Here is an 18,619-nt window from a genome sequence, read left to right as displayed (position 1 = left end):
TAAGTTTGTGGAGTGTTGCATTTATGATTCGTAGATATTTTTTATTGCTGCTTTTTTTTATGACTAATTGTATTGATTGTTTTGCAGATATACAGCAAAGAATCAATGAAGCAGAAAAAGAATATATAAGTAATAGATTTTTAAATGCCGTTTTTATGTTTGCCGATGATTATAAACCTTTATTAACCGGTGCTAAAGGAATTTTTGCTTTAAATGGTGAGCAATTAAAAGCAAATGAAATGATGCCTATTGCTTCTACTACAAAGCCTTTTACAGCAGCGGGAATCTTAAAATTACAAGAACAGGAATTATTAAATATTAACGATAAAATTTATAAATATCTTGATCCGGAAATGTGGGGTGGAAAAGTGCCGGATTGGGCATATAAAATATCTATCCATAATTTATTAACGCATAGTAGTGGTATTGCTGAATATTTTAGTTTTGTTAAACTTGATTTAAATATGCCTAAGAAAGAGATTCACAAGAAAATATTACAATTTGTTTCTTCTAAGCCTTTAGAAATATCTATAGGGAAAAAATTTAAATATAGTAATACTAATTTTGTTATACTCGGTATGATTATAGAAAAGGTGGCTAAAAAAGATTTAGCTAACTTTTTTTATGATGAATTTTTTAAACCGCTTAATATGAAATCTACTAGTTTTGCTTCATATAGTGAAGCCGCTAGAATCCAAAAAAACGTTATTAGTTCTAATTATCCGGTAAGATATTTTTTAACACCTAATAATAGTAATAAACCTATATTTACTCCTGTAACTGCTGATTTTTTAGCAGTTCCTTGTGCTGACGGTGGTATAATATCAACACCGGTTGATCTTATTAGATGGTATAGGGCATTAAATGAGGAGAAAATTCTTTCTAAGAAGTCGTATAAACTTATGACTACTAAATATTTTTTAGCAAAAGATATAGAAGGTCGTAAGTCTTATATGGGTTACGGTATTTTTCTTACTGATCTTGATTCTAAGCGTTTAATGATTCATTATACGGGAAAAGCCCTTGGAATACAAAGTGAAGCAGGATATGTTTTGCCTGATAATCTTTATTTTGCTATACTTAGTAATACTATGATAAAAATTCCTGAAGAAGAAAAAGATAAAATTGATATGAAAAATCCTTTAAATCAACTTGGAATAATTTATTTTAGAGATGCAATAATAGGGGCAGCTATAAAAAATTAAATAGACTTGTTGTGTAAGCTATTTTATAAAGAGGAATTTGAAAGAAACACGGAACGCAGTACCGCAGCGTACACTTAGTACGTGAGGATGCGAGTACCGGATTGACATACAAATTACCTTTAGAAGGAGGTTATACAACAAGTCTAATGAAGATAGTTACTTGGAATATTAATTCATTGCGTCTACGGATCGATTTATTAAGAAAATTAGCATATGAACATCAGCCGGATATTATTTTACTTCAAGAAACAAAGGTAGCTGACTCATTATTTCCTCTTGAAGTTATTAAAAATATAGGCTATGAACATGTAATATATTCAGGGCAGAAATCATATAACGGTGTTGCTATTATTTCAAAATTTCCTTTGAATAATGTTTTTTCATTGGAGTTATATAATAGTGATAAAAGGCATATAGCAGCTATAGTTAATGATATAGAAATACATAATTTTTATGTTCCTGCCGGCGGTGATATACCTGATATCGAGGTAAATACAAAATTTAAGCATAAGCTCGAATATGTAAGGTTAATGCAGGAATGGTTAACGACTAACCGTACTAAAAACGATAAAATGATTATTGTCGGGGACTTGAACATTGCTCCGTATGAACATGATGTATGGTCTAGTAAGCAGTTGCGAAATGTTATCAGCCATACCGATATTGAACGCTCGTTATTGGTAGAGCTACAAAATGCGTTAGGTTTTATTGATAGTAGCAGACATTTCGTATCGCTTGACGAAAAATTTTATACTTGGTGGAGTTATAGAAATATAGATTGGAAAAAATCTAACAGAGGTAGAAGACTTGATCATATTTGGGTTAGCGATAATTTAAAAGGTGCATTATTTTCTATGCATTTACTACCAGAAGCACGTGATTGGCCTTCACCTTCGGATCATGTGCCATATTTTGTGACTTTTAATTTACAAATGTCATCCCGTGGTTTGACCACGGGGTCCAGTTCAAAATAAAAAAAAAGACTGGATCCCGTGGTCAAACCACGGGATGACAATAGTCTTAAGGAGTAATTAGTGGATATTAAGTTAGGAAAATATAAGCCGACAAAGGAAGAATATATAAAAAGCTTTAAAGATATGCTCCTACTGCGTCGTTTTGAAGAAAAATGCGGTCAGTTATACGGAATGGGAGAAATCGGTGGTTTTTGTCATTTATATATAGGGCAAGAAGCAGTAATTTCTGCAGTAGATATGGTTAAACAAAAAGGTGATAGCACTATTACTAGCTATCGTGACCATGCTCATATTATTTTAGCAGGAACTGAGCCTAAGTATGTTTTTGCCGAGCTTATGGGGCGTGCTACAGGTTGTTCGAAAGGTAAGGGTGGCTCGATGCATTTATTTAATGTACCAAACAAATTTTACGGTGGACACGGTATAGTAGGGGCTCAAGTACCGATAGGCACAGGGCTTGCGTTTGCTGAAAAATATAACGATACGCATAATATCTGTTTTACTTTTTTAGGTGATGGTGCCGTTAATCAAGGTCAGGTATATGAAGCTTTTAATATGGCTGCTTTATGGGGGTTGCCGGTAGTTTATATTATTGAAAATAACGAATATTCGATGGGGACGTCTGTAGCACGTTCTACCTTTATGCGTGATTTATATAAGAAAGGGGCATCGTTTGGGATTAAAGGATTTCAGCTAGACGGTATGGATTTTGAAGAAATGTATGACGGCTCTAAGCAAGCAGCCGAGTATGTTAGAGAAAATAGCTTTCCGCTGATATTAGAGGTAAAAACTTATCGTTATCGTGGGCATTCGATGTCCGACCCGGCAAAATATCGCAGTAAAGAAGAAGTTGAGCAATATAAAGAGCGTGATCCGTTGGTAATAATAAGAAAAACGATACTCGACAATAAATATGTAACCGAAGCGGATTTAAAAGAAATAGAACAGTCGGTAAAAGAAATTGTGAAAGAAGCAGTAGAATTCTCAGAAAATTCACCGCTACCTGATGAAGGGGAGTTGTATACACAGGTGTACTGTTAAGGCGTCATTGCGAGGAAAAACTGTAAGTTTTGACTAAGCAATCTCAGGAATTTGTTATTATTTCATGAGATTGTCACGCAGCCTACGGCTGCTCGCAATGACGTTCACGCAGGCAAGCCTACTTGCAATAACGTTTAATTTAATCAAATAAAAAAGAAAAATGCAAATAACGGTACGTGAAGCGTTGCGTGATGCCATGCAAGAAGAGATGATAAGAGACGACAAGGTTTTCGTCATAGGCGAGGAAGTTGCAGAATATCAAGGAGCTTACAAGGTAACTCAAGGATTACTAGAGCGATTTGGTCCTAAGAGGGTAATTGATACACCGATAACGGAATATGGTTTTGCAGGGCTTGCAGTCGGAGCAGCTTTTGCAGGACTTCGCCCGATCGTGGAGTTTATGACCTTTAACTTCGCTATGCAAGCATTCGATCACATAGTTAATTCAGCTGCAAAAACGCATTACATGTCAGGCGGGCAGGTCAAATGTCCGATAGTATTTAGAGGACCAAACGGAGCAGCAAGTAGAGTAGCTGCACAACATAGCCAAAATTATACAGCTTGCTATTCCCACATTCCGGGATTAAAAGTAGTAGCTCCTTATAGTGCAGAAGATCATAAAGGACTTATGCTTACAGCTATTAGGGACGATAATCCCGTTGTTTTTTTAGAAAATGAAATTTTATACGGTCATAGTTTTGACGTGCCGGAAACAATCGAGCCTATACCCTTTGGTCAGGCAAAAATTTTAAGAGAGGGTAGTAGTGTCACTATAGTAACTTTCTCGATTCAAGTAAAACTTGCCTTAGATGCTGCAAATGTTGTGCAGAATGATAATATTGATTGTGAGGTTATTGATCTTCGCACTATTAAACCGCTTGATACTGAGACAATAATAGAATCAGTGAAAAAAACTAATCGTTTAGTTGTAGTGGAAGAAGGGTGGTTTTTTGCAGGTGTTGGTGCAAGTATAGCTTCTATTGTTATGAAAGAAGCATTTGATTATTTAGATGCTCCGATAGAGATGGTAAGCGGCAAAGATCTTCCCCTTCCTTATGCTGTTAATTTAGAAACACTAGCTCTGCCGAGTGAGAGCGATGTAATAGAAGCCGTTAAAAAGGTTTGTTATTATAGTATTTAATGTATTAGCTTAGTTTTTTCGTCATTGCGAGCAACTGAAAGGAGCGTGGCAATCTCATAAAGCAAGATTCCAGAGATTGCTTTGTCAAAACTTACAGTTTTTCCTCGCAATGACGATGTCAACTTTTTGAGGCATACCTACTTTGCAGCTCTTTTACGGTCGTTAGGGTCAAGTAGAGCTTTACGTAAACGAATAGATTTCGGTGTTACTTCAACTCGCTCGTCATCTTGTATATAGCTGATTGCCTGCTCTAACGTTAAAAGCATTGGCGGAGTTAGCCTTATGGCTTCGTCTTTACCTGCCGCTCTAACGTTGCTCAGTTGTTTCGCTTTTAGTGGGTTTACCTCTAAATCATTATCACGATTATGTTCGCCGATAATCATGCCTCTATATACTTTGTCACTAGGGTTTATAAACATTTTCCCCCTTTCTTCTAGATTCCATAGAGCATATGCGACCGCTGCCCCGTCACCGTTAGAGATAAGCACGCCGTTACGTCTTCTCTCGATATTTCCTTTATAATCAGCATATCCATGGAAAATACGATTCATAATCCCTGTGCCTCGTGTTTCGGTTAAAAACTGGCTGTGATAGCCGATTAACCCTCTAGACGGTCCGATAAACGTAACACGGCTTTTACCGCCGCCTGATGGCCTCATATCAGTCATTTCGGCTTTTCTCAGTGCTAAAGATTTTACGACTACTCCAACATAATTATCATCAACGTCAACTTGGATTTCTTCCATCGGTTCTTGCTTATTACCTTTCTCATCAGTTTGGAATAATACTTCGGGTCTGCTAATAGATAGCTCAAACCCTTCACGACGCATAGTTTCAATTAAGATACCAAGTTGTAACTCACCACGCCCTGCAACTTGGAAAGCATTTTTCTCGGCAGATTCAGTAACTTTTAAGGCAACGTTACTTTCAAGCTCACGCATTAACCTAGCTCCAATTAAGCTCGACGTAACTTTTGTCCCTTCGCTTCCTGCAAGCGGTGAGTCATTAACGCTAAAAGTCATGGATAAAGTCGGCGGATCGATAGGTAGAGACGGTACGGCCTCGGTTACCTCAGGGGAGCAGATAGTATCGGCAACGTTGGCGTTTTCAATGCCTGATACGGCAATAATATCGCCGGCTGTAGCATCATTTATAGCGATTCGTTCTAAGCCTCTAAAGGCTAATATTTTAGTGATACGTCCGGTTTCAAGTACTTTATTCTCACGATTTAATACTTTTACGTTTTGGTTAATTTTAACAGTGCCGCTTTGTACACGACCTGTTAAAACCCTACCGAAGAAAGAATTATATTCTCTAGTAGTAACAAGCATAGAAAACGGTGCTTTGTCATCGGCTAAGGGTTTTGGTACATGCTGTACTATAAGGTCGAAAAGCGGTGCTAAATCATCTGCTAAATTATCTAAAGGATTAATTTTATCATCAAAGGTTAAAGATGCTCTACCTGCTCTACCTGATGCATAAACTATAGGGAAGTCAAGTTGATCGTTGTTTGCTTCAAGTGCCATAAATAGCTCAAATACTTCATCGATAACTTCTTTAATTCTTTGGTCATCTCTATCGATTTTATTAATAACGACAATAGGTTTTAAGCCGAGATTTAACGCTTTAGAAAGCACGAATTTTGTTTGCGGCATTGGTCCTTCCGATGCATCGACAAGTAGCACTACACCGTCAACCATGCTAAGGATGCGTTCTACTTCACCGCCAAAATCGGCGTGTCCTGGCGTATCAACTATATTGATACGGATATCGTTCCACATAAGAGCAGTGCATTTGGCAAGTATCGTGATTCCACGCTCACGCTCAAGATCGTTAGAGTCCATAGCACGCTCAGCAACTGCTTGGTTAGCTCTAAATGTTCCGCTTTGTTTAAGCATGTTATCAACAAGCGTAGTTTTCCCATGATCAACGTGGGCAATAATTGCTATATTACGAATAGATGTCATCTTTAAAAATTCTCACAAGTTTACAATAGTTTTTCGTATTATACACTAAAATACCAAAAATTGGAATATAAGTTCTTGAAAAAGAAATTGATTTAACTGCAGAATAAAAATTACTAAGAATTTTTAAACTTTAAAATAAGAGAAATTAATGAACGATAATACAGCTTTATTTATATTTGATTGTGACAATACTTTAGTTGGACATTCGCATAATTATATCGGAGAGAGGTTAGGAGGTTTAATAGCACGTAATATACAAAATCGCTTTTTTGGCTCCTATGAAGAACGAGAGCAAGAAAAAGTTAGGCTTGAGCAAAAATTTTCTATAGAGCTGATGGAGAAATTCCTAGATAATGAAAATTTAGGTTGGAAAAATGAAGAGCAAATAGCACGCCTTTTTAAGAATATTATATTATCCGGTCATAAAATAGCTATAGCATCATTTAATGATTATCCTCATGCTGTAAAATATGCATTAGAAAGGTTACTAGGAAAGGAAGATGCAGCAAAAATTTATATAAAATCAGTTTTACCTTCTAATAATTTTGAAGAAATACAAAATTGTACTAAAAAAGAATATATAAGAGAAATAATTAATAATACCGAAATAACTAATAAAAAAACGTATTTTTCATGGATGATGATATTAAACATGTCAATGCTGCAAAAGACTATGGTATTACAGTAGTTTTGGTTAAGAACAAAGGAACAGAGCATATTCATGAAGCTTTTTTTTATATGAATTTAGTGAACAGCATGAAATTTATGTTGAGCTAGAAGAACCGGCTACTGAACCTTTGCTTAGTGATGGAGAGAGCACCTATTTTAAGTACTGAAGCAATAAAATCTATTTCGTTTGAACCTATTTCTAGTGATTATTATTCGGATGGCGAATATACACCATGGGGAGGCGGGAATGTGCCAATGTTAGGTAAAGGTTAAGTTTTTAATTATAGACAAATTGCTTGATGTTATTTATTCTTAGATTAATAAGGGTGTTGCTCCAGTGTCATTCCCGCGTAGGCGGGAATCCAGTAATCTTGAATGTCATCCCGCGACTTGATCACGGGATCTCAGGATACTGCTTGTGACACAAGATCCCGTGGTCAAGTCACGGGATGACAATCCTAGCCGACACCGTTTAACCTAAAAGGATCAAGGATGATGTACCGAATATTATGTTTATACATATTCATAATAAATTTCTCAACGATTACGGAGGCACAAAATGTGCCAATTAAAGAAGATAATTTTAAAGTTAGAGTAGCTGTTGCTGATGTACAATCTATATTGGAAGGTTCGATCGCTATAAAAGATTTGCGTAATAAAATCGAAAAGCTTAATCATAAAATTCAAGAGGATATTGCTGCAAAAGAAGCAGAATTTAAACCGCTGGAAGAGAAGCTGCTAAATGAGCGTTCTCATTTAAGTGAAACCGAATTTGAGCATAAAGTAAACGAATTTAATGCAAAAGTTAGCCATGTTAGAAAAGAAATTCAGATTAAGAAAACAAAGCTTGAACAAGCCCACGCTGAGGCTATGAGTAGAGTCCATGAAACAACTATTACAATAATTAGTGAACTTGCCGAGAAATATAACCTTAATTTGGTAATTCCAAGTGCTCAAGTCTTATATGCCAAAAATAATTTGAATATAACTTCCGAAGTGACTTTTATGTTGAATGAGAGATTAAAAGAAGTAACGATAAACTATTGATAGTGTTGTATGGATTTTTGTGTGTCATTCCTGCGTAGGCGGTAATCCAGAAAAATAACTTCAATATTGATACAGAAGTTACATATTTGATAAAATAAATCTATAAAAACTAGTTTTTATAGGTTTTACTGGATTCCCGCCTACGCGGGAATGATATAAACAAGAGAGTATTTAATATGGCAGAATTTACACCGATTACAATTGCATACGGGGACGGTATAGGTCCTGAAATAATGGAGGCAGTGCTTTATATATTACGTAAAGCCGAGGCTCGTATTCGTTTAGAAACCATTGAAGTAGGTGAAAAGCTTTACAAGAAGCATTATACTTCAGGCATAAGCGAGGAAAGCTGGGAATCAATACAACGCACTGGTATTATACTTAAAGCCCCGATTACTACTCCGCAAGGTGGAGGATATAAAAGTTTAAATGTCACGATTCGTAAAACATTACAGCTTTTTGCTAATATTCGTCCTGCCGTTTCGTTTCATCCTTTTACTAGAACATTACATCCAAATTTGAACCTAACTATTATACGTGAGAATGAGGAAGATTTATACGCAGGTATAGAATACCGTCAAACGCATAATATGTATGAGTCAATGAAGTTGATAAGTCATACAGGATGTGAGAAGATTATTAGATATGCTTTTGAATATGCAGTAAAAAATAACCGTAAAAAAATCACGTGTTTAAGCAAAGATAATATTATGAAATTTTCCGATGGGGTTTTGCATAAAGTATTTAATGAGATTGCAAAAGAATACCCGCAAATTAATAACGCGCATTATATTATCGATATCGGGACGGCAAGGCTTGCTACCAAACCAGAAATATTTGACGTTATCGTAACTTCTAATTTATACGGTGATATAATATCTGACGTAGCTGCTGAAATTTCAGGCTCGGTAGGTCTTGCAGGTTCTGCAAATATTGGGCAGCATTATGCGATGTTTGAAGCGGTACATGGAAGTGCTCCCGATATTGCCGGTAAAGATATCGCAAATCCGTCAGGGCTTTTAAATGCTGCAATAATGATGCTAGTACATATAGGGCAGGGTGATATCGCTACATTAATCGAAAATGCTTGGAAAAAAACTATAGAGGATGGCGTTCATACAGCCGATATATATAACGAGCAGAGTTCTAGTAAAAAAGTCGGTACAAAAGAATTTGCCGAAGAAGTAACGAAAAGATTAGGACAGTTACCGACAAAGCTACCTAAAGCAGATTATCCCTTAATTGCTGAGAAACAAGAAAGCAATATAGATTATAAAATTGATACTAAAGAAGTTAAGAAATTGGTCGGTACGGATATATTTGTGAATATGAATGTATCTTCCGCTCATGATATAGCAGATAAAATTAATAAACTTGATCTTGGTAATTTTGAGTTAAAAACAATCTCGTCAAAAGGATTAAAGCTGTGGCCTCGTGATACAAGGTTTGAAACTGTTTCCGATCATTGGTGTTGTCGTTTTATGAATAAAGACGGCACAGAAATAAAGCATTTAGATATAACAAGATTGCTTGAAGCTTTAAGCACAGCAAATATCGATTTTATCAAAGTAGAGAATCTGTTTGAATTTGACGGGGTTGCAGGTTATAGCTTGGCTCAAGGTGAGTAAAAACGTCATTGCAAGTGAACTTTAGTTCGTGCGGCAATCTCAGGACTTTTGCATGAGATTGCTTCGTCAATTATTTCATAATTTCCTCGCAATGATGAAAAAAGGATAAACACAATGACACTATACTATATAGGAATTTTATTAGTAATTATTGGATTATTTGCTATATTTTCAGGGATAATCGGTTTTTTTAGATTTCCTGATTTTTATACTAAATTACATGCAGCAAGTGTTATTGAGAGTTTCGGCGTGCCTATTTGCTTAATAGGTTTTGCGTGCATTGAAGCAGATATTGTGAACTCTGTTAAATTAATTTTAGCGGCTTTATTGATTTTTATACTAAATCCGGTAGCAACTCATGCACTTGGTAAAGCATCTTTATTTATGAAAATTAGAGCTGATAGTACCGTCATTGCGAGGAAAATTACGAAGTAATTGACGAAGCAATCTCAGGATGCTTGATAAGATTGCCACGTCGAAATTACGTTTCTCCTCGCAATGACGTTAAATTTTAACAACCATATGACAGTAAAGACAGCTTTAAATTTTGATCTCGGCAATTACCTACTTAACTTAATTGCTTTTTTATTGATCTTAATCTCGATAAAAATAATTTTTGCTAAAGATTTACTAAATGCAGTGATTGCTGCTTCTGTATTTAGCTTATTAATTGGTGTATCCTATCTTATTATGGATGCTCCTGATGTCGCAATGACCGAGGCAGCACTTGGAGCTTGCTTATCAACATGCGTATATTTGAATTTGTTGCGTAAATTACCTTCGGATTTAAAGAATATTGAGAGAACTAATATTATTCCAGCAAGTTTAATATGTTTATTGTTTGTAGTAACTCTTGCTTATATGGGGCTAGAATTACCGAATTACGGTGATGATAATGCTCCTATTCATATGCATTCAAGTAAATATTATATCGAAAATACCTCTAGAGATATAGGTATACCTTCTTTTGTTGCGGTTATTCTTGCAAGTTATCGTGGATATGATACTTTAGGTGAAACTAGCGTAATTTTAATTGCAGGAATTGCCGTGCTGTTGATATTTTCAAGAAAGTCTGATGATGCCATACCGCGACTTGATCGCGGTATCTCAGGACACAGCAGGCGATACAAGATCCCGTGGTCAAGCCACGGGATGACAAATCCAATAATAAAATATATTACTAGTTTTATAATACCTTATATAATTTTATATAGTATATATATTCAGCTTAACGGTGAGTCTTCGCCGGGTGGTGGGTTTCAAGCAGGTGTTATATTTGCATCTAGCCTTATTGCTTATGATTTAGTTTACAGTAATCGAAAATTAAGCCGATCTAACGTGTTAGTTTGTATTGCGGTTTTAGGTGTAGCAATATATGCAATTGTAGGAACAATATCACTCTTTTTTAACGATAATTATTTAAATTATTATTCACTAACAAATTTTATCAATGATAGGCTACTTGCTCAGCATATTGCGATAGTTATTGTTGAAATTGGTATAGGTTTAACTGTTGCAGCTATTATGTACTTAATTTACAACGTATTTAATAATTATGAATAGTCTATTTGTACTAATTAAGCGTGAATTGATAGTGCAGAATCGCATTAATAATATAATTAAATATCTAGTTATATTTTTTTTATTTTGCATAATTAGTACTGTTTTAATTAACAGTGAAAGGGATATTAACAAATTCGGTTTAATTTTTTCGGTAATTTGTTTATTAATTTCATTAATCGGTTTTTCTTCGGTGATATTTAAATCTGATTTGGAAGACGGAAGCTTAGAGTTATTATTATCAATTGTTAGTCATGAAAAAATTATATTGGCTAAATTTTTTGCTATATTTATCAGCAGTACGATAGGGCTGGTTTTTGTTTTACCCATTATTTATGTTTTGTTTGATCAAACTTTGCTTGAGATAATATTTTTCTTTATTAGTGTATGGATGATATTAGTGTTATCAAGTAGTTTAGTAGTGTTATCCGGTAGCGTGCAATGTTATTTTAAGAAGAATGCTAACTTTGTCGGTACGTTTATCATGCCGTTATTAATTCCGAATATTATAATGACAGGTTTAATATTACAAGATAATAACTTACAATTAATTTTTATTATGATAGGAATTAATTTAGTATTTTTACCGATTTCATTCTTCTTGAGTTCCTGTTTAATTAAAAATATTTATAATATTACGTGATTTTGCTTTATTTTTACTAATGTAGTGATATAAAATAAGATGAATATTATTAATAAATTTTTTTGAGCAGAATATATGTGGCAGGCTTTACGAAGGTTAATGGCAGCAAATCCTATGGGATTTTTTCTGTGGTCTATTATCACTAAATGGTATTTAATTATAGCAGTTGCTTCCTTAATTACTTTATATTATACAGTATTGGGCTTAAAAAAAATTGGGTTTATAGATTATTTTACTGAAACTACAGTCGAGATATTAGATACAACTAAAGCAGTTGCTCAAAATTGTACTACAAAACTCGGTCCTAATTGGAATCATTTAGTTAGTTTTTGGAATTGCTTAAGTGATCCTGGCGAATATAAGCATGAAGAAGGGACAGGAGCAAAAGTGTTAGAAGATGAAATAAATAAGCTTACGCCAAAACAAGCAGATAGTGCTGCAGACGCTGAACGTCCTATAATAAATCCTTATGAAGCACTAGAAAATCCAAATAATCTTAATAATACCCCAAGCGGTAGTAATAATAATCGTTAATTTATGTCACCTTAATATTATATGTCGGATACTGAAGAGAATAAAAACAAACAAACAACACGTCGTGATTTTATGGTTCTAACGGCTAGTAGTGTTGCAGCAGTTGGGGCAGCATGTACTCTTTGGCCTCTCGTTGATTCTTTGAACCCTTCTGCGGACGTGCTAGCTTTATCATCAATTGAGGTTGATTTATCAAATATTGCGGTAGGTCAAACAGTTACGGTTAAATGGCAAGGTAAACCGGTTTTTATCACTAACCGTACGCCTGACAAAATAGCTGAAGCAAGAGCCGTTAAAATGTCAGAGCTGATTGATCCTGAAGCAGATGAAGCACGTGTGAAAGCAGGGCATGATAATTGGCTGGTGACGATCGGGATCTGCACGCATTTAGGTTGTGTACCGCTTGCTAATCAAGGTGAATATGATGGATGGTTCTGTCCGTGCCATGGTTCACAATATGATTCTTCAGGTAGAGTTAGAAGAGGGCCTGCCCCTTTAAATTTAGCTGTGCCGCCTTACACTTTTATTAGCGACAAAAAAATTAGAATAGGGTAATTATTTATGAATGAAGATATTACCCCTAAAAAGCCTAATGCTATTATAGAATGGATAGATTATCGTCTTCCTATTTTTGCGTTCCTAAAGCATTTTAGTCATTATCAAACTCCGAAAAATCTTAGCTATTTGTGGAATTTAGGCTCTATTGCTGGTATTGCGTTAGTGATTCAGATAATCACCGGCGTCATACTTGCTATGCACTATACTCCGCATGTTGATCATGCTTTCGATAGTGTTGAGCGAATCATGCGTAACGTGAATTACGGTTGGTTACTGCGTTATACTCATGCGGTAGGTGCATCGATGTTTTTTGCCGCCGTATACTTACACATAGCAAGAGGTTTGTATTACGGCTCTTATAAAGCACCTAGAGAACTGCTTTGGCATATCGGTATCATCATTTTTCTAACCATGATGGCTACTGCTTTCATGGGTTACGTGCTTCCTTGGGGGCAGATGAGCTACTGGGGAGCAACGGTTATTACTAATTTATTTTCCGCTATTCCGTTAATAGGGGAATGCATAGTTACGTGGTTATGGGGTGGTTTTTCTGTTGATAACCCGACATTAAATAGGTTCTTCTCACTGCATTATTTATTGCCGTTTATTATTGTTGCTTTAGTGATGCTGCATTTAGTGGCCTTGCATCAGCATGGTTCAAATAACCCAAAAGGTATAGATGTTAAAAGCCCTAAAGATACTATTCCGTTCCACCCTTATTATACCGTAAAGGATTTTGTCGGTTTCGGAGTTTATTTCATAATATTTGCCTATTTTATTTTTTACGAACCTAATTATTTAGGACATCCCGATAATTACATTCCGGCAAATCCGTTAGTTACGCCTGCCCACATTGTCCCTGAATGGTATTTTCTGCCGTTTTATGCAATACTTAGAGCCGTGCCGTCTAAGCTTGGTGGGGTGCTATTAATGTTCGGAAGTATATTTGTGTTATTCTTACTACCTTGGCTTGATACTTCAAAAGTTAGAAGTAGCAATTATAGACCGATATACCGCATGGCTTTTTGGCTATTTATGGCAGATTGTCTATTGCTTGGTTATTTAGGCGGGCAGCCGGCAGAAGAGCCGTATATTACCATTAGCCGTTTTGCTGCTTGTTATTACTTTTTTCATGTCTTAGTAGCTCTGCCGCTTATAGGTAAATATGAAAAACCGCTGCCATTGCCGGAGGAGTTGTAAGAGTTAAGTCATTGCGAAGCAATCTCAGGAGTTTGTTATTATTTCATGAGATTGCCGTGTAGCCTATGGCTGCTCGCAATGACGTTTTTTGTATTATACAAATTTATGAAGTAACCAATAGTATATTATAGTAACTAACAAGAAAAATGGCTATACTGGTGTTACTTTTAATGTAATAAAAAGAATATATCAACACAAAAATGATACAATTAAGGGGTTTAGTAAAAATTGCAAAATTTTAGTATTTTATGAGATTCATCAACTATGAATTCAGCAATAAATAGAGAAAAACAAATTAAAGCCGGTTTTAAGAGACAAAAAAATTAAATTAATAGAACAAACAAATATAAATTGGGATGATTTGTATAATGAAATTATTCTGTAATAAAAACATCATTGCAAGTAAAGACAAAACCTCAACACGACAATCTTATAAAATAATATATAAGCTCCTGAGATTGCTTCGTCAACATTTTCAATTTTTCCTTGCAATGACGACTCAAAAAAATTTATGAAAACTAAACTACTTATCTCTATCATCATACTACTAACGTCGTGCTTAAGTTTAGCCAACGAAGAAGTATTACGTCCAAAAAAGATGAAATGGTCGTTTGGCGGCGTATTTGGTACAGTTAATCGTGAAGCAGCACAAAGAGGTTTTCAGGTCTATAAAGAAGTTTGTAGTGTCTGCCACGGTTTAAACAATTTATATTACCGTAATCTTAAAGATATCGGCTTTTCGGATGACGAGATAAAAGAGATTGCTAAAGGCTATACGATACAAGACGGACCTAATGATGACGGTGAGATGTTTGACCGCCCCGCTCTTCCCTCTGATCGTTTTGTACCTCCTTACCCTAATGAGCAAGCAGCAAGAGCAACTAATAACGGTGCCCATCCTCCTGATTTATCGTTGATAATAAAAGCACGTCATGACGGAGCTAATTATATATATTCGCTACTTACCGGCTATACTGAACCGCCGGCAGATTTTAAGCTGATGCAGGGAACTCATTATAATCCCTATTTCCCTGGCGAGCAAATAGCAATGCCGCCGCCGCTTACAGACGGGCAGGTAACCTATATGGACGGTACTAACGCAAGTGTAGAGCAGATGTCGCAAGACATTGTGGTATTTCTACAATGGGCAGCTGAGCCGGAAATGGAACATCGTAAGTCTATGGGTCTTAAAGTTATGATGTTTTTAGCGGTATTTACTATCTTTTTCTATATTGCAAAAAACCGCATTTGGTCTAATTTAAAGTAATTGTTGAGTGGATCAGTTTTCCTATTATTGGCGTTGTTGCATGGATCATTAAACATGTTCGATGTCATTTCTGCGAAAGCAGGAATCCAGTAAAAAATGATAAAAACACAGCAAACTATATAAAAATTTAGTATATAATTAGATTAAAAAACTGGATTCCTGCTTTCGCAGGAACGACATAAATAATCAGTCCATGCTGCCCCTTTTTGCCTCTTTCTTAGTATAATGACTTATCTTTGCTATACTTATCCTAAAATTTATATAGATAGATATTTATGATTACTTTACTTGCGGCGATAACAGGATTTATTAGTTCAATAATTCCTGAAATTTTGAAAATATATAAAGATATTAACGACAAAAAACACGAGATAAATATTTTAGACCGTCAAATTGCTAATAACAAAAACTTAATCAGTCTAAAACTTTTACAGAGCTTACCATATCACAAGAAATGGCAGAGCAATATTCTCTTTACTCCACTTATAAATCAGGTGTTAGTTGGGTTGATGCTTTAAATGGCTCGGTAAGACCCGTGCTTGCCTATAGCTTTTTTGCAATGTATGTAGGAGTTAAATATGTTCAATATAAATCGTTAAAAAGTTCTGCTCTGCTAGTTGAATATCTAGATATATTATGGAGCATAGAAGATCAAACTATTTTTGCAGAGATTATTAGTTTTTATTTTGGGCAGCGTACTTTCAGTAAATTATGGAAATGTAAGACTTGAATTTTAAATAGATAATTTTATATATTTAAATATATAACTAACAAAATTAATGGTGGTTTTATGTTAAAGAGCGTAAGATTATATATTCCGTCTATAGCAGCTATGATTTTATCTAGTAATATTGCAATAGCTAATAAGAATTATGATTCCGGTAATGCAACGCCACTGCGTCAGGTAGCAGATTTAATAGATAATCAAATTACAAATATTGATAATTTATTTAAAAATAGATTGCCGCTTTATGAATCTAATAGCATAAAAAGCAATTTTATTACTAAAGATAAGCAGTATATTATTGTTATGGAAGTACCTGGCTTTGATAAAAGTCAAATTAAGGTTAAAGTAAACGGTAATAAATTATTTATTACAGGGAATATAGAAGAAAAAAATAAAGCTGATGATTCAGATAATTATATGAATAAAAATTTTAATTATGTAATATCATTATATGAAGATGTAGATCAGGCAAATATCTCTTCAAGCCTTAAGAATGGAATACTTACTATTATTCTACCTCGTATTGAGATTAAAGAACAAGAAGCAAGAGAGATAGTCATTGATTAATCAACCATTGCTAAATATTAGCATTTAATTTTTCTGCAACAAAACCTTTCTCTATATAGTTAGGTAATTTTATTAGCTCCTGCTTTAGTTCATTATCTACTCCTATGATTTCAAATTTTCGATCGACTAAGAAAATTATAGGTTTAGTGTTATGAATAAAGAAGAAGTCAAAATTCGGTTTGTTATCAAAATATCGATTAACACGAGGAAAATGATAAGCATGAGTAACAATAGCAATTTCGGCGTTACTTAAGTCAATATTACTGTTTTCATGCTCTTTATATAGAGTGTTAAATTGTCCGCGCCGGTATTGGTTTGGTATTCCGGCAGCGTAAAAATATAAAAATTTTCTTTTGGATAATCGGTAATAATATTTTTATCAAGCGCTTCTTGTAGTAATTTATTATCATACGCTCCGCCGTTAAACAAAATCATCGGTCCGTATTTTTTCAATTCTTCATATGTTAGGCTAGATATTTGCTTATCAAGTTTTTTAGCTGCTACTTCTCTTGCAATCTCTATCTATGCCAAGCCTCATCCTATTATATCCGTCCTCTTTATCTGCAGCCTCTATATTTTGAGTATCGGAATTGATAGGTATTTTGGTATAAGAATGTCTTGTGGATTTTTTCATTAGCAGGATCAAACTCTAGATTATTTACGGTTATTACCTGCTCAAAATGTTTATCTTGAGTAAATTTTTGATAACTCTGAAATCCTAGAACCGAGGCTATAGCTATAATAAATATAGAAATAGCAGTAGTAAAGTTTTTCTAGTTTTTCATGTTGCGATAAAAATAATAAGGTTGAAATATGAAAAGGTCATACCAAAGCTTGACCATGATATCAAGAAAAATAACTTTTAGTAATTTATTCGCTTTTTAGCTTTGCTAGATCTTGAGGGGTAGGCAGGAATTTTTCAAGCTTTTTAGGTAATGTTGCTGTAAGCTTAAATTGTGATACTCCTATTGGTTTTTGGATGCCTTCTATAGCGTATTCTACAGTAATACCTTGTTTTTCTTCGCACAAAATTAACCCAATTGTAGGATTGTCCGAATTATCTTTAATTGTGCGCTTCATTAAATTAAGATAAAAATTTAGTTTACCGGCATATTCCGGCTTAAACTTGCCGGTTTTTAATTCAATAACAACATACATAGCATTTGAGTTTTGTGTGATAAAAAACTAAATCCAAATAATAATCTTCTCCCTCAAGTTCTATATGATACTGATTGCCAACAAATGCAAAACCTTGTCCTAACTCTAATAAAAAGTTTTTAATATTATCTATCAATTTATTTTCTAAATCTTGTTCTATTATGTTACCTTGAATATCTAAAAATTCTAAGTTATACGGTTCTTTTATAATCGACCTGGCAAATCAGACTGTAGCTCAGGTAGAGTATTGGAAAAGTTATTTATACCTTTCGCTGACCTTTCATGTAAATTACTTTTAATTTGCAAAGATAATACATTTCTTGACCAACCATTTTCGATGGTTTGTTGTGCATACCAAATTCTTTGATTTATATTTTTTAGTTTTGAAAAAATAATAATATTATGACTCTATGGGATTTCTCCAACCGCCTGTTGGAGAATTTGGTCATTATTATATTCTGCAAAAAACTGATGCATATAAGAAAGGTTTTGATATGATAATCCTTTCATTTCAGGAAATTCTTTACGCAAATCATTAGAAATATTTTGAATCACTTTTGATCCCCATTTTTCTTTATTCTGACGAAAATTAATTTTCCTATATTCCAATAAAGAACTATCAATTCTTTATTTACTGCTAAATGGGCTCTAATAAGAGCTTTGCTAATTTCGTGTTTTAAATTTTTAATTAAATCAGTATATGATTCATTACTTAAAGTATTGCTCATTGATT

21 protein-coding genes and 5 pseudogenes are annotated in these 18,619 nt (G+C 34.4%); 19 read left to right on the top strand and 7 right to left on the bottom strand.

What is annotated here, in order from left to right; genetic code table 11:
• Positions 1-23 precede the first annotated feature (23 nt).
• The 5 genes and pseudogenes from C4Q30_RS04010 (at position 24) to C4Q30_RS03990 (ending at position 4,361) form a co-directional block, all read left to right on the top strand.
• Positions 24-1,205, top strand: coding sequence for a serine hydrolase domain-containing protein (locus tag C4Q30_RS04010; RefSeq protein WP_103897274.1), 1,182 nt, complete (start codon positions 24-26; stop codon positions 1,203-1,205).
• 9 nt (positions 1,206-1,214) lie between these two features.
• Positions 1,215-1,354, top strand: a pseudogene (locus C4Q30_RS10700) (palindromic element RPE1 domain-containing protein); the annotation flags it as partial.
• On the top strand, positions 1,352-2,179 hold the full coding sequence (xth, locus tag C4Q30_RS04005) for an exodeoxyribonuclease III (RefSeq protein ID WP_103897273.1): 828 nt from the start codon (positions 1,352-1,354) through the stop codon (positions 2,177-2,179). The pseudogene C4Q30_RS10700 and the gene xth, both read left to right, overlap by 3 nt.
• Before the next feature lie 60 nt (positions 2,180-2,239).
• Entirely contained in the window at positions 2,240-3,220 is a 981-nt protein-coding gene (gene pdhA / locus C4Q30_RS03995; protein WP_103897271.1) for a pyruvate dehydrogenase (acetyl-transferring) E1 component subunit alpha, read from the top strand.
• A gap of 160 nt (positions 3,221-3,380) precedes the next feature.
• Positions 3,381-4,361, top strand: coding sequence for a pyruvate dehydrogenase complex E1 component subunit beta (locus tag C4Q30_RS03990; RefSeq protein WP_014014051.1), 981 nt, complete (start codon positions 3,381-3,383; stop codon positions 4,359-4,361).
• 137 nt (positions 4,362-4,498) lie between these two features.
• Here the strand turns inward: C4Q30_RS03990 and typA are convergent, their stop codons facing one another.
• Positions 4,499-6,328, bottom strand: a complete 1,830-nt coding sequence (typA, locus tag C4Q30_RS03985) for a translational GTPase TypA (protein ID WP_103897270.1) — start codon at positions 6,326-6,328, stop codon at positions 4,499-4,501.
• A gap of 148 nt (positions 6,329-6,476) precedes the next feature.
• On the opposite strand from typA, the pseudogene C4Q30_RS03980 reads away from it, so the two are divergent.
• The 14 genes and pseudogenes from C4Q30_RS03980 to C4Q30_RS03920 form a co-directional block, all read left to right on the top strand.
• Positions 6,477-6,701: pseudogene (locus C4Q30_RS03980) on the top strand (hypothetical protein); the annotation flags it as partial.
• A 434-nt stretch (positions 6,702-7,135) separates the two neighbouring features.
• The gene (locus C4Q30_RS10235; RefSeq protein WP_280641670.1) at positions 7,136-7,270 is read left to right on the top strand and encodes a hypothetical protein; all 135 of its coding nucleotides are present in this window, start codon (positions 7,136-7,138) and stop codon (positions 7,268-7,270) included.
• 219 nt (positions 7,271-7,489) lie between these two features.
• Positions 7,490-8,044: an OmpH family outer membrane protein gene (locus tag C4Q30_RS03970; protein WP_045805387.1), complete on the top strand. Its 555-nt coding sequence runs from the start codon at positions 7,490-7,492 to the stop codon at positions 8,042-8,044.
• A 176-nt stretch (positions 8,045-8,220) separates the two neighbouring features.
• Positions 8,221-9,672 carry an NADP-dependent isocitrate dehydrogenase gene (locus C4Q30_RS03965; RefSeq protein ID WP_103897269.1) on the top strand — a complete coding sequence of 484 codons (1,452 nt, stop codon included), beginning with the start codon at positions 8,221-8,223 and terminating at the stop codon, positions 9,670-9,672.
• 114 nt (positions 9,673-9,786) lie between these two features.
• Entirely contained in the window at positions 9,787-10,107 is a 321-nt protein-coding gene (locus C4Q30_RS03960; protein ID WP_004996272.1) for a Na+/H+ antiporter subunit G, read from the top strand.
• A gap of 63 nt (positions 10,108-10,170) precedes the next feature.
• The gene (locus C4Q30_RS03955; protein ID WP_103897268.1) at positions 10,171-11,235 is read left to right on the top strand and encodes a DUF4040 domain-containing protein; all 1,065 of its coding nucleotides are present in this window, start codon (positions 10,171-10,173) and stop codon (positions 11,233-11,235) included.
• Positions 11,228-11,875 carry a heme exporter protein CcmB gene (locus C4Q30_RS03950; RefSeq protein WP_014014059.1) on the top strand — a complete coding sequence of 216 codons (648 nt, stop codon included), beginning with the start codon at positions 11,228-11,230 and terminating at the stop codon, positions 11,873-11,875. Before C4Q30_RS03955 ends, C4Q30_RS03950 begins: the two co-directional genes overlap by 8 nt.
• Before the next feature lie 75 nt (positions 11,876-11,950).
• Complete coding sequence (locus C4Q30_RS03945) at positions 11,951-12,409, top strand: DUF2670 domain-containing protein (protein WP_004996263.1); 459 nt, start codon at positions 11,951-11,953, stop codon at positions 12,407-12,409.
• Positions 12,410-12,430: 21 nt separating this feature from the next.
• Positions 12,431-12,964, top strand: coding sequence for a ubiquinol-cytochrome c reductase iron-sulfur subunit (petA, locus tag C4Q30_RS03940; protein WP_103897267.1), 534 nt, complete (start codon positions 12,431-12,433; stop codon positions 12,962-12,964).
• Positions 12,965-12,970: 6 nt separating this feature from the next.
• Positions 12,971-14,167, top strand: a complete 1,197-nt coding sequence (locus C4Q30_RS03935) for a cytochrome b (RefSeq protein ID WP_103897266.1) — start codon at positions 12,971-12,973, stop codon at positions 14,165-14,167.
• Positions 14,168-14,291: 124 nt separating this feature from the next.
• On the top strand, positions 14,292-14,435 hold the full coding sequence (locus C4Q30_RS10470) for a GIY-YIG nuclease family protein (protein WP_342447539.1): 144 nt from the start codon (positions 14,292-14,294) through the stop codon (positions 14,433-14,435).
• Positions 14,436-14,678: 243 nt separating this feature from the next.
• On the top strand, positions 14,679-15,434 hold the full coding sequence (locus tag C4Q30_RS03925) for a cytochrome c1 (protein WP_103897265.1): 756 nt from the start codon (positions 14,679-14,681) through the stop codon (positions 15,432-15,434).
• A 454-nt stretch (positions 15,435-15,888) separates the two neighbouring features.
• Positions 15,889-16,164 carry a hypothetical protein gene (locus tag C4Q30_RS08785; RefSeq protein ID WP_045805395.1) on the top strand — a complete coding sequence of 92 codons (276 nt, stop codon included), beginning with the start codon at positions 15,889-15,891 and terminating at the stop codon, positions 16,162-16,164.
• 60 nt (positions 16,165-16,224) lie between these two features.
• Complete coding sequence (locus tag C4Q30_RS03920; RefSeq protein WP_012736569.1) at positions 16,225-16,728, top strand: Hsp20/alpha crystallin family protein; 504 nt, start codon at positions 16,225-16,227, stop codon at positions 16,726-16,728.
• A gap of 249 nt (positions 16,729-16,977) precedes the next feature.
• Here the strand turns inward: C4Q30_RS03920 and C4Q30_RS03915 are convergent, their stop codons facing one another.
• The 6 genes and pseudogenes from C4Q30_RS03915 to C4Q30_RS08775 all read right to left on the bottom strand — a co-directional run bounded on the left by C4Q30_RS03915 (position 16,978) and on the right by C4Q30_RS08775 (position 18,614).
• Positions 16,978-17,163, bottom strand: a complete 186-nt coding sequence (locus C4Q30_RS03915; RefSeq protein WP_012150576.1) for a hypothetical protein — start codon at positions 17,161-17,163, stop codon at positions 16,978-16,980.
• A 58-nt stretch (positions 17,164-17,221) separates the two neighbouring features.
• Positions 17,222-17,362 (bottom strand): hypothetical protein, encoded by a 141-nt coding sequence (locus C4Q30_RS08780; protein WP_198913032.1) that lies wholly within the window; start codon positions 17,360-17,362, stop codon positions 17,222-17,224.
• Positions 17,363-17,598: 236 nt separating this feature from the next.
• Positions 17,599-17,923: pseudogene (locus C4Q30_RS10230) on the bottom strand (PDDEXK nuclease domain-containing protein).
• Positions 17,924-17,950: 27 nt separating this feature from the next.
• Positions 17,951-18,046: pseudogene (locus C4Q30_RS10465) on the bottom strand (PDDEXK nuclease domain-containing protein); the annotation flags it as partial.
• A gap of 44 nt (positions 18,047-18,090) precedes the next feature.
• Positions 18,091-18,441: pseudogene (locus C4Q30_RS03900) on the bottom strand (DUF1016 N-terminal domain-containing protein).
• Positions 18,438-18,614, bottom strand: a complete 177-nt coding sequence (locus tag C4Q30_RS08775; RefSeq protein WP_198913031.1) for a DUF1016 N-terminal domain-containing protein — start codon at positions 18,612-18,614, stop codon at positions 18,438-18,440. Before C4Q30_RS08775 ends, C4Q30_RS03900 begins: the two are co-directional and overlap by 4 nt.
• Between the last annotated feature and the right edge of the window lie 5 nt (positions 18,615-18,619).

Origin of the sequence: Rickettsia fournieri, assembly GCF_900243065.1 — a bacterium.
In the GTDB taxonomy this organism is placed as follows: domain Bacteria; phylum Pseudomonadota; class Alphaproteobacteria; order Rickettsiales; family Rickettsiaceae; genus Rickettsia; species Rickettsia rickettsii.
The sequence above is the reverse complement of the archived record's forward strand: the minus strand, read 5'-3'. Positions and strand labels throughout refer to the sequence as shown.

Coding starts and splice junctions, on each gene's coding strand:
- C4Q30_RS04010 (WP_103897274.1), top strand. CDS start 24: ATGATTCGTAGATATTTTTTATTGCTGCTTTTTTTTATGACTAATTGT.
- xth (WP_103897273.1), top strand. CDS start 1,352: ATGAAGATAGTTACTTGGAATATTAATTCATTGCGTCTACGGATCGAT.
- C4Q30_RS03990 (WP_014014051.1), top strand. CDS start 3,381: ATGCAAATAACGGTACGTGAAGCGTTGCGTGATGCCATGCAAGAAGAG.
- typA (WP_103897270.1), bottom strand. CDS start 6,328: ATGACATCTATTCGTAATATAGCAATTATTGCCCACGTTGATCATGGG.
- C4Q30_RS10235 (WP_280641670.1), top strand. CDS start 7,136: ATGGAGAGAGCACCTATTTTAAGTACTGAAGCAATAAAATCTATTTCG.
- C4Q30_RS03970 (WP_045805387.1), top strand. CDS start 7,490: ATGATGTACCGAATATTATGTTTATACATATTCATAATAAATTTCTCA.
- C4Q30_RS03965 (WP_103897269.1), top strand. CDS start 8,221: ATGGCAGAATTTACACCGATTACAATTGCATACGGGGACGGTATAGGT.
- C4Q30_RS03960 (WP_004996272.1), top strand. CDS start 9,787: ATGACACTATACTATATAGGAATTTTATTAGTAATTATTGGATTATTT.
- C4Q30_RS03955 (WP_103897268.1), top strand. CDS start 10,171: ATGACGTTAAATTTTAACAACCATATGACAGTAAAGACAGCTTTAAAT.
- C4Q30_RS03950 (WP_014014059.1), top strand. CDS start 11,228: ATGAATAGTCTATTTGTACTAATTAAGCGTGAATTGATAGTGCAGAAT.
- C4Q30_RS03945 (WP_004996263.1), top strand. CDS start 11,951: ATGTGGCAGGCTTTACGAAGGTTAATGGCAGCAAATCCTATGGGATTT.
- petA (WP_103897267.1), top strand. CDS start 12,431: ATGTCGGATACTGAAGAGAATAAAAACAAACAAACAACACGTCGTGAT.
- C4Q30_RS03935 (WP_103897266.1), top strand. CDS start 12,971: ATGAATGAAGATATTACCCCTAAAAAGCCTAATGCTATTATAGAATGG.
- C4Q30_RS03925 (WP_103897265.1), top strand. CDS start 14,679: ATGAAAACTAAACTACTTATCTCTATCATCATACTACTAACGTCGTGC.
- C4Q30_RS08785 (WP_045805395.1), top strand. CDS start 15,889: ATGGCAGAGCAATATTCTCTTTACTCCACTTATAAATCAGGTGTTAGT.
- C4Q30_RS03920 (WP_012736569.1), top strand. CDS start 16,225: ATGTTAAAGAGCGTAAGATTATATATTCCGTCTATAGCAGCTATGATT.
- C4Q30_RS03915 (WP_012150576.1), bottom strand. CDS start 17,163: ATGATTTTGTTTAACGGCGGAGCGTATGATAATAAATTACTACAAGAA.
- C4Q30_RS08780 (WP_198913032.1), bottom strand. CDS start 17,362: ATGAAAAAATCCACAAGACATTCTTATACCAAAATACCTATCAATTCC.
- C4Q30_RS08775 (WP_198913031.1), bottom strand. CDS start 18,614: ATGAGCAATACTTTAAGTAATGAATCATATACTGATTTAATTAAAAAT.